Source organism: Microbacterium sp. NPDC091676, assembly GCF_044756645.1.
Taxonomy (GTDB): Bacteria; Actinomycetota; Actinomycetes; order Actinomycetales; family Microbacteriaceae; genus Microbacterium; species Microbacterium paraoxydans_D.
In genome coordinates, this window is record NZ_JBIVTI010000001.1 from 2,520,634 (window position 1) to 2,534,847 (window position 14,214).

Here is a 14,214-nt window from a genome sequence, read left to right on the forward strand (position 1 = left end):
CCGGTCTAGCGTCCGCTGGAGACAGTGCCAATCGACACCGACCGAAAGGGACGTCCCATGAGCATCTCCTCCGCCGACGACCAGCCGCTCTTCACGCGGCCGGGTGAGGCCACCGTCGCACCGCGACACGTCATCCCGGACTCCGAGTCGCTTCCCGCGACGGCGAAGCAGATCGTCGAGGACGAGACCATCCTCGACGGCAACGCGCGCCTCAACCTCGCCACCTTCGTCAGCACCTGGATGGACGACGAGGCGAAGCAGGTCTACATGGCCTCCTTCGACAAGAACATGATCGACAAGGACGAGTATCCGCAGACCGCCGCCATCGAGGACAACTGCTGGCACATGCTCGCGAACCTGTGGAAGGCGCCGGACGCCGCTCGCAGCATCGGCACGTCGACCATCGGCTCCTCCGAGGCCTGCATGCTCGGCGGTCTCGCGTTCAAGCGTCGCTGGCAGCAGGCGCGCCGTGCCGCCGGCAAGGACGCCTCCACGCCGAACCTCGTGATGTCGAGCGCGGTGCAGGTGTGCTGGGAGAAGTTCTGCAACTACTTCGACGTCGAACCGCGCTACGTGCCCATCAGCGAGGAGCACAAGACGCTCGACGGCCACGACCTCGAGAAGTACGTGGACGAGAACACCATCGGAGTGGTCGCCATCATGGGCGTCACCTACACCGGCATGTACGAGCCGGTGGCCGAGATCGCCGCGGCGCTCGACGCGATCCAGGAGAAGACGGGTCTCGACATCCCGATCCACGTGGACGGCGCCTCGGGCGCGATGATCGCCCCGTTCCTCCAGCCCGACCTGGTCTGGGACTTCCGGCTGGAGCGCGTGCATTCCATCAGCACCTCGGGACACAAGTACGGTCTCGTCTACCCGGGCCTCGGGTGGGTGGTCTGGCGCGACGCGCAGTGGCTGCCGGAGGACCTCGTCTTCCAGGTGAGCTACCTCGGCGGGGAGATGCCGACCTTCGCCCTGAACTTCTCCCGCCCTGGCGCACAGGTGCTGCTGCAGTACTACCTGTTCCTCCGCCTCGGGTTCGAGGGCTATCGGGCCGTGCAGCAGGCCTCGCAGGACGTGGCGAAGTTCCTGTCCGCGGGCATCGCCAAGCTCGATGCGTTCGAGCTGTGGAACGACGGCAGCGACATCCCCGTCTTCGCTTGGCGCCTGAAGGACGGGCATACCGACAAGTGGACGCTCTACCACCTCCAGGACCGCCTCCGGATGCGCGGCTGGCTCGTGCCCGCCTATCCCATGCCCGCGGACCTCGAAGACCTCACGGTGCAGCGGATCGTCGTGCGCAACGGGCTCAGCATGGACCTGGCCGCCGAGCTGCTCGATGCCATCACCGCCGAGGTAGCCCACCTCGACGCGCTCACGGCTCCCATGCCGTCCGACCACCCCGACTCGGCGTTCCACCACTAGGGGGCCGACATGTCCGCCTCGCAGTCCGGTGCCGCCGGCGCCGCCTCCACGCCGCGCGTCTCCCGTCCCGCCGTCGCCGTCCTCGGCGTCGGGCAGCTCGCCCTCCTCACCCTCGTGGTCGTGGCGAGCCTGCGCTCGCTGCCGGCGATGGCGATCTACGGCCTCGGCAGCGTCACGCTCTACATCATCCCGGCGATCCTCTTCCTCATCCCCACGGCCCTCGTCGCGGCCGAGCTCGCGACGGGGTGGAAGGGCGGCGTGTACGTCTGGGTGCGCGAGGCCCTCGGCAACCGCTGGGGGTTCACCGCGGTGTGGCTGCAGTGGATCCAGAACGTGGTCTGGTTCCCGACACAGCTCGCGTTCGTGGCCGGCGCCCTCGCCTTCGTCTTCCTCGACCCCTCGCTGTCCAGCTCCGGGTTCTTCACGGCCGTCGTCATCATCGTCTTCTACTGGGGCTCCACCCTGGTCACCCTCCGCGGCGGCGACCTCTTCGCGAAGCTCGGCTCCTGGGGCGGCATCATCGGCACCCTGTTCCCGGCGGTGCTGCTCATCGTGTTCGGGGCGGTGTGGGTGTTCAGCGGAGAGAAGAGTCAGGTGCCGCTGGACGCCTCGGCGATGATCCCGCCGTTCACGGGACTGGCCTCCATCGTGCTCATCGTGTCGAACGTGCTCGCCTACGCCGGTATGGAGGTGAACGCGGTCCACGTGAACCAGATGAAGGATCCCGGCAAGGGCTATCCGCGCTCGGTGTTCCTCGCCGCCGGCCTCATCCTGCTCGTCTTCATCCTGCCCACCATCGCGATCGCGGTCGCGGTGCCCAAGAAGGAGCTCGGGCTGACGAACGGCATCATGCTCGCGTTCGGGGAGTACTTCGACCACTGGGACATGGGGTGGGCGACGGCCGTCGTATCCGCGCTCATCGCCGCCGGTGCCCTCGCCTCGGTCGTGACGTGGGTCGCCGGTCCGTCCAAGGGCGTGCTGGCGGCGGCGGAGACGGGTCTGCTCCCGCCGCTGCTGCAGAAGCGCAACAAGGCCGGGGTCCAGTCGGGCATCCTGATGCTCCAGGGCACCATCGTCACGATCCTCGCGGCGATCTTCATCATCGTGCCGAACGTCAGCGCGGCCTTCGTCGCCCTCATCGACATGGCCGCCGCGCTGTACCTCATCATGTACATGCTCATGTTCGCCTCGGCGATGGTGCTGCGGCGGAAGGCGCCCGACGTCCACCGGGCCTATCGCGTGAAGGCCCTCCCGTTCGTCGCCGGGGTCGGTTTCGTCGCCTGCCTCGCCGCGTTCGTGCTCGCCTTCATCCCGCCCGACGGCTTCACCGCGTTCCCGGCGGCCGCGTACCCGTGGATCGTCGGTCTGGTGATCGTCGTGCTCGGCGTGCCGCCGCTGCTGTTCTACGCGCTGCGCAAACCGTCGTGGGATCGGCGGCCGGCCGACGGGAGCCTCCTCAGCGACGCGCATCCCGAGGCGTGAGGACGGCTCAGGTCTCGTTCCAGAGCCGTCGGTAGTACTCCAGCCGCGGACGATCGGGGTCGACGCCGTAGGCGGCGATGAGCGTGTCCTCCCACCCGGGACCGAAGTTCCACAGCGTGCTCATGGCGGCCACGGCGATGTCGGCCCACCGGTCGGCGACCCCGAGTGCGGCGAGGTCGACGTGGGCCACGGGACGGCCGTCGTCGTCGAGCAGGGTGTTGGGGAGGCACGCGTCGCCGTGGCAGACCACGAGCCGGTCGATCGACGGCGGCTCGAGCAGGTCCGTCGGTACCGTCGTGCCGCGGGCGGCGGCATTCGCGATGCGCTCCGCCGGGCTCCACGTCCACGGGCACTCCGCGACGGGGAGGGCGTCGTGCAGGCGGCGCAGGCCGAGCCCGACCGCGCGGACGGCGGCCTCCGGAGAGGCGGCCCACCGCGGATCCACGGCGCTGCTGCCGGGGAGGGCCGCCGTCACGAGCCACTCGTGCGCCTCGTCCTGGCCTTGGGAGAGCACCTCGGGCACGGTGGTCCAGGTGCGGGCCCAGCGCATCCGCTCGGCCTCGTCACGCATGTTCGCCTCGGGATCGAGGGGACCCCATTTGATGTAGCGGCCGTCGTCGGTGCGGAAGGTCAGGCCGCCGAGCGCGTTGCGCCACGCGGGGGTCAGTGCGGCCCCGGCGGCGAGTTCGCGCACCCGGGCGGGGACCTCGACGGAGGCTGCGGGAATGCTCACCCCCTCATCCTGCCCGACCTCCGTGTCGTAGGCTCGGGTCGACGCGGCGGGCCTGCGGTGACACCAAGAACCGCATAGGCTGGAACTGCGTTCCATGCATGTCGCACGACGACGTTCGAAGGAGAACATCAGATGCAGATCAGCGGACAGGGTGCCCTCGTCACCGGCGGCGCCTCCGGACTCGGGCTGGCCACCGCCCGGCGGCTCACGGCCGCGGGCGCGCACGTCACGATCATCGACCTCGCCTCGTCGAAGGGGGAGGAGATCGCCGCAGAGCTCGGCGGTCTCTTCGTGCCCGCGGACGTGACGAGCGTCGACGAGGTCAAGGCCGCCGTCGCCGCGGCGCAGGCCGCCGCACCGTTGCGGGTGGTCGTGAACTGCGCCGGCATCGCCCCGCCCGCCAAGGTGCTCGACCGCGACGGCACTCCCGCCGTCCTCGCCGACTTCGAGCGGATCGTCCGCATCAACCTCGTCGGCACGTTCAACGTGATCTCGCAGGCGGCCGCCGTCATCGCCGCGAACGAGCTGCATGACGAGGAGCGCGGCGTCATCGTCAACACCGCCAGCGTCGCGGCGTTCGACGGGCAGATCGGGCAGCCGGCGTACTCGGCGTCCAAGGGCGGGGTGCACGCCATGACCCTGCCGATCGCCCGCGAGCTCGCCCGTCACGCCATCCGCGTGTGCACGATCGCCCCCGGCATCATGGAGACCCCGATGCTCATGGGCCTTCCGCAGGAGGCGCAGGACTCGCTCGGACAGCAGGTGCCGTTCCCCGCTCGCCTCGGACGCCCCGACGAGTACGCCGCCCTCGTGCAGCAGATCGTCGAGAACGGCTACCTCAACGGCGAGACCATCCGCCTCGACGGCGCCATCCGCATGGCCCCGCGGTGACCCCTCCCGGCTTCGAATCGCCTGAATGACCCGATTCGACCCGAAAATCCAGCCAATCAAGCGATTCGAAACGAGAACCATGAGCACACTCGTCGGAAAGACCATCCTCATGTCGGGCGGCAGCCGCGGGATCGGCCTCGCGATCGCCCTGCGCGCGGCCGCGGACGGCGCGAACATCGCGATGCTCGCCAAGACCGACTCCCCGCACCCGAAGCTCGAGGGCACCGTGCACAGCGCTGCCGAGCAGATCCGCGCCGCCGGCGGCCAGGCGCTGCCGATCGTGGGCGACGTGCGGGATGACGACCACATCACCGAGGCCGTCATGAAGACGCAGGGCGAGTTCGGCGGGATCGACATCGTCCTCAACAACGCCAGCGTTATCGACCTCTCCCGGTCGCTCGACCTCTCCGCGAAGAAGTACGACCTGATGCAGGACGTGAACGTCCGCGGCACGTTCATGCTCTCCCGGGCCGCGGTGCCCATCCTCAAGGACGCCGAGAACCCGCACATCCTCTCGCTCTCGCCGCCCCTGAACCCCACCCCGAAGTGGCTGGGCGCGCACACCGGGTACACGCTGGCCAAGTACGGGATGACGATGGTCACGCTCGGACTCGCAGCGGAGTTCGCGGCCGACGGCATCGCCGCCAACACGCTGTGGCCGCGCACGACGATCGCGACGGCCGCGGTGCAGAACCTCCTCGGCGGCGACAAGGTGATGGCCGCGAGCCGGACGGCCGACATCTACGCCGACGCCGCCTACGCCGTGCTCACCCAGCCGGCGCGCACGTACACGGGGCAGTCGCTGATCGTGGAGGACGTGCTCGAGGCGAACGGCGTCACCGACTTCTCGGGCTACGCCGCCGTCCCCGGGACTCCGGACAGCGCGCTGTTCCCGGACATCTTCCTGGACTGACGCGCTTCGACAGGCTCAGCGACCCAGATCGGGGTCCCTGAGCCCGTCGAAGGGTGGGGTCCCTGAGCCTGTCGAAGGGCCTGAGCCCGTCGAAGGGCTAGAGCAGCAGGTACACGGCACCGAGGATCGTCAGCACGATCACGATGCGATCGAAGAGCCGCTGATCCAGGCGCCGCGCCACCCGCAGACCGACCAGCGCGCCGAGCACCACGAGCGGCGCGAGGATCGCATCGGTGAGCAGCACGGGACCGGTGAACAGTCCGATCCCGGCCAGGAACGGCACCTTGATCACGTTGATGATCGCGAAGAACCAGGCGGAGGTGCCGAGAAAGACCTGGACGGGCGTCCGCGTGGCGAGGAAGTACATCGACATGACCGGCCCGCCCGCGTTCGCCACCATGGTCGTGAAGCCGCCGAGCGTGCCGTAGACGCCGGCCAGCAGCGCGCCGCCCCGCGCCGCCGCCTCCTGCTCCGCCCGCGCCTGCCGCCACCGCCGCCACAGGGTCACGGCGATCATGAGCAGCAGGATCACGCCGATGGCGCGGCGCACGACCCCGTCTCCGGTCAGGGCGAGGAAGGCGAAGCCCAGGAGGAGTCCCGCCACGACCGCGGGTGCGGGGCGCAGCAGCGTGGGCCAATGCGCGTGCCGTCGATAGGCGAGCAGCGCGAACACGTCGCCCACCATCAGCAGCAGAAGTGTCGCCGCCGTGGAGGTGCGTGCGGGGAGGACCGCGGCGAACAGGGCGATCGCGAGGATGCTGCCGCCCGGAAGAGCGGTCTTCGAGATCCCGATGACGACCGCGGCCACGCCGAGCGCGGCCCAGGCCCAGGGATCGAGTGCTGTCACCGCCGGAGCTCGGCGGCGATGGCGTCGTACCCGCGGTCGGTCGCGAGGTCCAGCGGCAGCACACCGTCGCCGTCGCGGATGGTCGCATCGGCGCCGCCGTCGAGGAGCGCGCGCACCACCTCGACGTAGCGGGCGGAGCCGTCGCCGAGCACGATCGCCTCGTGCAGGGCGGTCCAGCCGAGGTTGTTGATGTGATCCGGGTCGACGCCCGCGTCCAGCAGCATCTCGACCGTCGGCAGGAGACCGCGCTCGGACGCGGGGATCAGCGCGGTGCCGCCGAAGCGGTTGGTGCTGCGGAGGTCGGCCCCGTGCGCCAGGGTCATCCGCAGGATCTCGTCATGCCCGCGGGCGCCGGCGTAGAGGTAGGCGGAGTCCTGGATGTCGTCCTTCGCGTTCACGTCGGCGCCGGCCTCGATCAGGAGCCGTGCCGCGTCGACATGGTTCGCCTTGGTGGCCGCGATCAGGGCAGTCATGCCGCCGTCGCCACGGGCTTCGATGTCGGCGCCCGCGTCGAGCGCGCGGCGGACGGCGTCAGCGTCGCCCGCGGCAGCGGCGGCGAGCAGGTCGGACGTGGCGTCGGTCATGGGAACCTCCGGGATCGGTGGCGAGGGATGCGACGAGGTCGCGGCGGTGCATGCCGAGGCGAGAAGCAGTGCCCCCGCGAGCACGACGGTCGTCGCCACCCGTCGTATCCGCATGCATCCGGTATACCAAATGATCCCGGAGGTCGGCGGCTCAGCCCCGCGTGGCAGCGAGCGCGGTCGCGAAGCGCGCGGCGCGCTCCTCGATGTCCGCCCAGTCCGCGTTCGCGATCGCGGTGCCGTTCGCGAGGTCTCCACCGGCCCCGACGGCGACCGCGCCGGCGGCGAACCAGTCGGCGAGGTTGTCGGGCTTCACGCCTCCCGTGGGCATCAGCGGGGCGTCGGGGAAGGGCCCGCGCAGCGCACCGAGGTAGGAGGGGCCGCCGAGGGAGGCGGGGAAGATCTTCACGACGTCGACCCCGAGTTCGAGGGCGCCCATGACCTCCGTCGGCGTCATCGCGCCGGTCATCACGACGCGGCCGGTGTCGAGCATGGCGCGCGTGAGGTCGGGGAGGGTTCCCGGGCTGACGAGGAACGCGGCACCCGCGTCGGCGGCCTGGGTCGCCTGCTCCGCCGTCGTGACGGTGCCGGCGCCGATGTACGCGGCGTCCCCGTGGCGGGCGATGAGCTCGCGGATCACGGCCGGCGCGTCGGGGGTCGAGAAGGTCACCTCGATGCCGGAGACTCCGCCGCGGATGATCGCCTCCGACGCCTCCAGGGCCAGCTCCGGCGACGGGGCGCGGAGGACGGCGAGGATGCCGGTGGTGCGGGCGCGGGCGAGACGGTCGGACATGCTGCTCCTTGTTCGAGGGGGATGCGGCCATTCTTCCGCACCGCAACTTGTCATTACAAGTAGTGTCGGCCCCGCTCCGCGAAAGGGATCGTGCCCAGGCGCCTCCCACCCGCATCCCGGTACCCTGGAGGGATGGCCGACAACCCCCGCACACCCGAGACGCGCCCCGCGACCGCGCCCGCGTCGTCCCGTTCGGGGGCGATCCGCGAGACGCGCGCCCCGCAGGTGCGCCCCGCGACCGAGGGGTGGACCCAGAAGAAGGACGCCGAGGGGCGCCCCCTGCTGCAGTTCGCGAGCCCGAAGCGCGGCAAGCCGCCGGTCCACCTCGCCGACCTCACCCCGGCCGAGCGCATCGAGAAGGTGAAGGAGCTCGGACTCCCCGGGTTCCGCGCCAAGCAGCTCGCCACGCACTACTTCCGCCACTACACGTCCGACCCCGCGGAGATGACGGACCTCCCCGCCGGTATCCGCGACGAGCTCGTCGCCGGCATGCTCCCGCCCCTCATGACCGAGGTGCGACGGCTGGAGACCGACCGCGGCGACACCATCAAGTTCCTCTGGCGTCTGCACGACGGCGCGCTCGTCGAGTCGGTCCTCATGCGCTACCCCGGCCGCATCACGCTGTGCGTGTCGAGCCAGGCCGGCTGCGGCATGAACTGCCCGTTCTGTGCCACGGGCCAGGCGGGGCTGACGCGCAACATGTCCACCGCCGAGATCATCGAGCAGATCGTCCGGGCCAACCGGGCCATCGCGAACGGCGAGCTGGGCGGCAAGAAGCGCGACGACCACAGCATGGAGCGCGTCTCCAACATCGTCTTCATGGGCATGGGGGAGCCGCTCGCCAACTACAAGCGCGTCATGGACGCGGTGCGCACCATGGTCGCCGCGCAGCCCGACGGTCTCGGCATGAGCGCCCGCGGCATCACGGTGTCGACGGTGGGACTCGTGCCCGCGATCCGCAAGCTCGCCGACGAGAACATCCCCGTCACGTTCGCGCTGTCGCTGCACGCCCCCGACGACCACCTGCGCGACGAGCTCATCCCGGTGAACTCGCGGTGGAAGGTCGACGAGGCGCTCGATGCGGCCTACGACTACTACGCCAAGACCGGGCGCCGCGTGTCCATCGAGTACGCCCTCATCAAGGACATGAACGACCATGCCTGGCGGGCCGATCTGCTGGCGGACAAGCTCAACCAGCGTGGTCGCGGGTGGGTGCATGTGAACCCGATCCCGCTGAACCCGACGCCGGGCTCGATCTGGACCTCGTCCGAGAAGGACGTCACGGACGAGTTCGTGCGGCGGCTGAACGACGCCGGCATCCCGACGACCCTCCGCGACACCCGCGGCAAGGAGATCGACGGCGCCTGCGGGCAGCTCGTCGCGACGACCGAGGACGAGGCTGCCGCCGCGGCGATGGCCTGACCCCGGTTCGAATCGCTCACCTGGCTCCACATCCGGCCCGGATGCAGCCATTCGCGCGACTCGAAGGCCCGTCCAAGGGATCTTCCACGGTATGCACAGGCGGAGTTTCGTAGATTATCGGGATGCCCTATTCCGCCCACCGCCCGGGTCGCTTCGACTCGCAGGGTCGGATCATCATCGACGGCGACCCGAACGCCGAGACGGATGACCTCGACTTCCTGCGCGAGTACGAGCCGACCGGCGACACCCCCGCGCAGTCCGACGTCGCGTCCGACGACCCGACGCCCGAGCCGGTGACGGCGCCCGACGCCCCGGTCGACGCGGAGCCCGTCCCCGAGCGGAAGGCCCGTCCCCCGCGGGTCCGGAAGCCGCGACGCCGGCGCTCTGCCGCCGAGCGCCTCCGTGCTCTCGCGATCCTCGGCGGGGCGGAGGGCGAGATCCTCGACCGCGTCCCCGGCGAGACCCCGCGCTTCGTGCAGATGTTCTTCGTGCTCGCCGGCACCGCCCTGGTCAGTGCGATCTCCATGCTGTTCGCCCTCACGACGGGCGTGCGTGCCGCGGTGTGGCTGGCGATCCCGCTGGCGATCGTGTGGGCGCTCATCATCTTCAACCTCGACCGCTTCCTCACCTCGACCATGACGTCGACCCGCAACGTCTGGAAGCTCATCGGTCTCGCGATCCCGCGCGTCATCATGGCCGCGATCATCGGTTTCGTAGTGGCGGAACCGCTCGTGCTGCAGATCTTCCACAACGACATCTCCCGCGAGGTCGCCGCGACCAACATCGTCCAGGCGCAGGCCGATCAGGAGGCGCTCGAGACCGGCCCCGAGAGGAAGGCGCTGGACGCGGCGTCCGAGCGCGTCGCGGCGCTGGAGAACCAGGCGGCGACGGGCATCGTCGCCGGGACCGAGTCGTCGTCGGCGACCGAGTCCGCCGCCCAGTCCACGGTCGACGATCTGACGGCGAAGCTCACGGAGCAGCAGGCCGTGATCGACCAGGCGCGGACGCTGTATCAGTGCGAGCTCACGGGCGAGGGCGCGGGGACCGTTCCCGGCTGCACCGGCGTGAACGGCGAGGGCGCGAGCTCTCAGGCCGCCCAGGCTCAGCTCGCGGAGGCCCAGCAGACCTACGACGCGCTCGCGGCCCAGCTCCGCACCGCGAACGAGGAGCTCGCCGCGGCCGGAAGCGCCGCCAAGGAGAACACCACGGCCTCGGAGTCGCAGAACCGTCAGCAGGCGAAGGACGAACTCCCCGCCGCGCGCGACACGTACGAGCAGGCGCTCGCGGCCTACAACGCCCGCGCGGATTCCGTGGCGCAGGGCAACGCCGGGGCGGTGGGGCTGCTGAGCCAGATCAGCGGCCTCAACCGCCTGAGCGAGAAGGAGCCCGCGATCCTCTGGGCGCACATCCTCATCGCCGCGCTGTTCTTCATGATCGAGCTGCTGCCGGTGCTGGTGAAGGTGCTCACGAGCTACGGCGACCCGAGCCTCTACGAGAAGGCGCTGGCCATCCGCAAGCAGGTCGCACTGGACAGGGTCACGGCGGAGGGCTTCCGCGACCGCGCCGACATCGTCACCACTCCCGCGTCCGGCGCCGGGGCTCAGGCCACCTGACACTCCTCCGTTTCGAGTCGCGCACTTTGCTCCATCCCGGCCGGATTCGGAGCAAAGTGGGCGATTCGAACGCGGGAGAGGCCTCCGGAACGCGACGCCATCGCGAGAGAACGGATCAGGGCGACCGGGGACGGGGTGGTCGGCCACGGGGTGCCGGTCACGGCGGCCTCGATGAGGGCGAGCGGTCCGCGGAGGGCCGGGTCGTGCGTGCGGGTGTCGTCCTCGAGCCATGCGAGGAGCTCGCCGATGGTCCAATCCCGGTCGATTGGACCGAGATCGAGACTGAAGCTGGTCGTGGAAGCTGTCATTGGTCCAGAATCAGGTCCCATGGACACTCTCGACAGGGCCAATGCGACGCCGGTGGCCCACGAAGCGGTCCCCGGGCCCCTCGTCCAGGCCGGGGAGGTCTCCGCGACCGCCCTCGCCGCACGCCTCGGCCGCTGGGTGCACGGCGACGGCACGCTCTCCACGCGACTCGCCGCGGCGATCGCCGCCCTGATCGGCACCGGTGAGCTGCGCCCCGCCGACCGCCTGCCTGCCGAACGCGCTCTCGCCGCGGTGGTCGCGGTCTCGCGGGGCACGGTCGTGTCCGCCTATGCCTCTCTCGCCGAGCAGGGCCTCGTCGAGCGCCGGCAGGGCAGTGGGACGAGGGTCTCGGGTGCGAGGACGGCGCCCGCGGCGGACCGCCGTCCCGGCCGCGGCGAGGCCCTGTTCTCGGCTCTCCCCAATGCGATCGATCTGCTCCGGACGGTGCCGCAGATCCCGGAGCTCGGTGTGCAGCTCATCCGCGACCACCAGCCGCGGCTCGACCTCGCCCTGCTCCCGGAGACCGACCCCGCGGGGCTTCCCGCGCTCCGCGAGCTCATCGCCGACATGTACCGTGCCGAGGGGACGCCGACCACGCCGGAGCAGATCCTCGTGACCCACGGCGCGCAGCAGGCCATCAGCCTCGTCGTCAACGCGCTCGTGGAACCGGGTGACGTCGTGCTCGCGGAGGAGATCACCTGGCCGGGCGTGACCGACTCCGTGGGGCTGCGCGGCGGCACCGTGCACGGCGTGCCGATGGGCGCGGACGGCCTCGACGTCGGCGCGCTGGAGCAGGCGATGGCCCGGCTGCGTCCTGTGCTGGTCGCGCTCAATCCGCACCACCAGAATCCGACGGGGACGCGACTGCCCGCGGCGGCCCGGCACCGCGTGGCCGAACTCGCCGCGCAGTACGGGGTTCCCGTGATCGAGGACCGCGTCGTCGCCGGCATCTCGTTCGACGGGGTCGTGCCGCCCACGCTCGCCTCGGAACGGCCGGATGCCCCGGTGCTCGTCGTCGAGTCCGTGTCGAAGTGGGCCTGGGCCGGACTGCGGATCGGGTGGCTGCGGGCCGACCCGGTGCTGGTCCGGCGGCTCCGCGGGGCGCGTCAGCTCGCCGACCAGTCCACGAGTGTGCCCGGCCAGCTCCTCGCGCTCGACCTCATCGCGCACGCGACGGAGCTCCGCCGCGCCAACAGCCGCGTGCACCAGGAACGACTCCTCCTGCTGCAGGAGCTGATGGCCGCGCACCTCCCCGACTGGACCTACGACGCCCCTCGGGGCGGACTCTCGCTGTGGGCGGGGCTGCCACGGGGCTCCGCGTCGGCTCTCGCGCGCGTCGCCGCCGCGCACGGGGTCTCGATCGCGGGCACCGGGGCCTTCGCGGTCTCGGCCGCCGCTCCGGACGACCATGTACGTCTGCCGTTCACCGCGCCGGACGACGTGCTCACCGAGGGGGTGCGCCGCTTGGGCGACGCCTGGCGCGAGTACCGGGAGACTCTCAGCAGCCCTGCCTAGGGTGACCGCATGACACCGGTGCCCCGTCCCACCCTCTGGATCTGCATCGCGGGGGTGCTGGCCGTCACCGCGTACGCCGCCCTCGCCGCGGTGCAGATCCTCGTGCTCAACCCGCTCGCCGCGGCTCCGGGCGGCCTCTCCCTCGACGAGGTCCGGGCCGCGATGTCGAACGCCGGGGAGAGCCTCATGCCGCCGACGGTCCTCGGCATCCTCGGTGCGGGGGTGTGCCTGGCCGTCGGGACGGCCGTCGTCTGCCTCCTCACCCGGGCGCCCGCGGTGGTGGCCGGCATGACGTTCCTCGCGCTGCTCATGGGCGGGGCTCCGGCGTACTTCGTCGCGTCGTTCGGTCCGGGCATGGGACTCGCCGACACCTTCGGCATCAGCGGCGCCGATGCCTCCCCCTGGGCGCTGCCCCTGTACGCGATCAGCGCGCTCTCCGCGGTCGGGGTGCTGGTCGGGGCCGCGCTCACGTCCCGCCGCCGCGGACCGGCGCCCGCCACCGCCTGATGATCGCGGCCGATCCGGCCCGCCGCTCCCCCCGGCGGGACTAGCGTTGGTCCATGGTCAACTATCGCTATCTCGGCAACAGCGGTCTCAAGGTCTCGGAGATCACGTACGGCAACTGGGTCACGCACGCCTCGCAGGTCGAGGACGACGCCGCGGTCAAGACCGTGCACGCCGCCCTGGACGCCGGCATCACCACGTTCGACACCGCGGACACCTACGCCAACACGGCCGCCGAAGTCGTGCTCGGCAAGGCCCTGGAGGGCCAGCGTCGCGAGAGCCTCGAGATCTTCACCAAGGTCTACTTCCCGACCGGCCCCAAGGGTCCGAACGACACCGGTCTGAGCCGCAAGCACATCCTCGAGTCGATCAACGGCTCGCTGCAGCGCCTCGGCACCGACTACGTCGACCTGTACCAGGCGCACCGCTTCGACTACGAGACCCCGCTCGAGGAGACGTTCCAGGCCTTCGCCGACGTGGTCCGTCAGGGCAAGGCGCTCTACATCGGCGTCTCGGAGTGGACCGCGGAGCAGCTCCGCGACGGACACGCCCTGGCGAAGCAGCTCGGCATCCAGCTCATCTCCAACCAGCCGCAGTACTCCATGCTGTGGCGGGTCATCGAGGGCAAGGTCGTCCCCGCGTCGGAGGAGCTCGGCATCTCGCAGATCGTCTGGTCGCCGATGGCGCAGGGCGTGCTGAGCGGGAAGTACCTCCCGGGTCAGCCGGTGCCGGAGGGGTCGCGGGCGACGGATCAGAACTCGGGCGCGGGCTTCATCAAGAGCTTCCTGCAGGACGACATCCTCACCGCGGTGCAGCGCCTCAAGCCGATCGCGGAGCAGGCGGGGCTGTCGATGCCGCAGCTCGCGATCGCCTGGGTGCTGCAGAATCCGAACGTCGCGGCGGCCCTGGTCGGCGCCTCTCGTCCGGAGCAGCTCGCCGACACGGTCAAGGCCTCCGGCGTGAAGCTCGACGCCGACACCATGACCGCGATCGACGAGGCTCTGGGCGACACGGTCAACCGCGACGCCGAGCACACGTACTCGGTGTCGCCGAAGTCCCGGCTCGTCTAGGCCTTCGAGTAGCGGGGGGGGGGGGGGGGGGGGGGGGGGGGGGGCCGGGGGGGGGGGGGGGGGGGGGGTGTGGTATAGAGCACCCCCCCGGCGGCCCCGGCCCCAAACACCGCCCG

The 14,214-nt window shown here is 70.9% G+C and carries 14 protein-coding genes; 9 read left to right on the forward strand and 5 right to left on the reverse strand.

Features of this window, described 5'->3' with window-relative positions:
* Positions 1–57: 57 nt before the first annotated feature.
* Together ACIQID_RS12255 and ACIQID_RS12260 are read left to right on the forward strand one after the other, a co-directional pair.
* Positions 58–1,428 carry a glutamate decarboxylase gene (locus tag ACIQID_RS12255; RefSeq protein ID WP_400285252.1) on the forward strand — a complete coding sequence of 457 codons (1,371 nt, stop codon included), beginning with the start codon at positions 58–60 and terminating at the stop codon, positions 1,426–1,428.
* A gap of 9 nt (positions 1,429–1,437) precedes the next feature.
* Complete coding sequence (locus ACIQID_RS12260; protein ID WP_400285255.1) at positions 1,438–2,910, forward strand: amino acid permease; 1,473 nt, start codon at positions 1,438–1,440, stop codon at positions 2,908–2,910.
* 7 nt (positions 2,911–2,917) lie between these two features.
* Here the strand turns inward: ACIQID_RS12260 and ACIQID_RS12265 are convergent, their stop codons facing one another.
* Positions 2,918–3,643 carry a phosphotransferase gene (locus tag ACIQID_RS12265; RefSeq protein ID WP_400285258.1) on the reverse strand — a complete coding sequence of 242 codons (726 nt, stop codon included), beginning with the start codon at positions 3,641–3,643 and terminating at the stop codon, positions 2,918–2,920.
* A gap of 132 nt (positions 3,644–3,775) precedes the next feature.
* On the opposite strand from ACIQID_RS12265, the gene ACIQID_RS12270 reads away from it, so the two are divergent.
* Together ACIQID_RS12270 and ACIQID_RS12275 are read left to right on the forward strand one after the other, a co-directional pair.
* Positions 3,776–4,534, forward strand: a complete 759-nt coding sequence (locus tag ACIQID_RS12270) for an SDR family NAD(P)-dependent oxidoreductase (protein ID WP_062637106.1) — start codon at positions 3,776–3,778, stop codon at positions 4,532–4,534.
* A 79-nt stretch (positions 4,535–4,613) separates the two neighbouring features.
* The gene (locus ACIQID_RS12275) at positions 4,614–5,447 is read left to right on the forward strand and encodes an SDR family oxidoreductase (protein ID WP_400285263.1); all 834 of its coding nucleotides are present in this window, start codon (positions 4,614–4,616) and stop codon (positions 5,445–5,447) included.
* Between the two features lie 97 nt (positions 5,448–5,544).
* Here the strand turns inward: ACIQID_RS12275 and ACIQID_RS12280 are convergent, their stop codons facing one another.
* The 3 genes from ACIQID_RS12280 to ACIQID_RS12290 form a co-directional block, all read right to left on the reverse strand.
* Entirely contained in the window at positions 5,545–6,294 is a 750-nt protein-coding gene (locus ACIQID_RS12280) for a sulfite exporter TauE/SafE family protein (protein WP_400285266.1), read from the reverse strand.
* Positions 6,291–6,878, reverse strand: a complete 588-nt coding sequence (locus tag ACIQID_RS12285) for an ankyrin repeat domain-containing protein (RefSeq protein ID WP_400285269.1) — start codon at positions 6,876–6,878, stop codon at positions 6,291–6,293. The genes ACIQID_RS12280 and ACIQID_RS12285 overlap by 4 nt, the downstream gene beginning before the upstream one ends.
* Before the next feature lie 151 nt (positions 6,879–7,029).
* On the reverse strand, positions 7,030–7,668 hold the full coding sequence (locus ACIQID_RS12290) for a bifunctional 4-hydroxy-2-oxoglutarate aldolase/2-dehydro-3-deoxy-phosphogluconate aldolase (protein ID WP_400285272.1): 639 nt from the start codon (positions 7,666–7,668) through the stop codon (positions 7,030–7,032).
* Positions 7,669–7,800: 132 nt separating this feature from the next.
* On the opposite strand from ACIQID_RS12290, the gene rlmN reads away from it, so the two are divergent.
* Both rlmN and ACIQID_RS12300 read left to right on the forward strand, forming a co-directional pair.
* Positions 7,801–9,090, forward strand: a complete 1,290-nt coding sequence (rlmN, locus tag ACIQID_RS12295) for a 23S rRNA (adenine(2503)-C(2))-methyltransferase RlmN (protein ID WP_400285275.1) — start codon at positions 7,801–7,803, stop codon at positions 9,088–9,090.
* Between the two features lie 122 nt (positions 9,091–9,212).
* On the forward strand, positions 9,213–10,703 hold the full coding sequence (locus ACIQID_RS12300) for a DUF4407 domain-containing protein (RefSeq protein WP_331201330.1): 1,491 nt from the start codon (positions 9,213–9,215) through the stop codon (positions 10,701–10,703).
* Here the strand turns inward: ACIQID_RS12300 and ACIQID_RS12305 are convergent.
* Positions 10,691–11,011, reverse strand: a complete 321-nt coding sequence (locus ACIQID_RS12305; RefSeq protein WP_400285279.1) for a hypothetical protein — start codon at positions 11,009–11,011, stop codon at positions 10,691–10,693. The genes ACIQID_RS12300 and ACIQID_RS12305 overlap by 13 nt on opposite strands.
* Positions 11,012–11,030: 19 nt before the next feature.
* On the opposite strand from ACIQID_RS12305, the gene ACIQID_RS12310 reads away from it, so the two are divergent.
* The 3 genes from ACIQID_RS12310 to ACIQID_RS12320 are packed head-to-tail and all read left to right on the forward strand — an operon-like array spanning position 11,031 to position 14,098.
* Positions 11,031–12,524 carry a PLP-dependent aminotransferase family protein gene (locus tag ACIQID_RS12310; RefSeq protein WP_400285282.1) on the forward strand — a complete coding sequence of 498 codons (1,494 nt, stop codon included), beginning with the start codon at positions 11,031–11,033 and terminating at the stop codon, positions 12,522–12,524.
* 9 nt (positions 12,525–12,533) lie between these two features.
* Positions 12,534–13,031, forward strand: a complete 498-nt coding sequence (locus ACIQID_RS12315; protein WP_400285285.1) for a hypothetical protein — start codon at positions 12,534–12,536, stop codon at positions 13,029–13,031.
* A gap of 53 nt (positions 13,032–13,084) precedes the next feature.
* Positions 13,085–14,098 carry an aldo/keto reductase family protein gene (locus ACIQID_RS12320; RefSeq protein WP_400285288.1) on the forward strand — a complete coding sequence of 338 codons (1,014 nt, stop codon included), beginning with the start codon at positions 13,085–13,087 and terminating at the stop codon, positions 14,096–14,098.
* Positions 14,099–14,214: the final 116 nt, after the last annotated feature.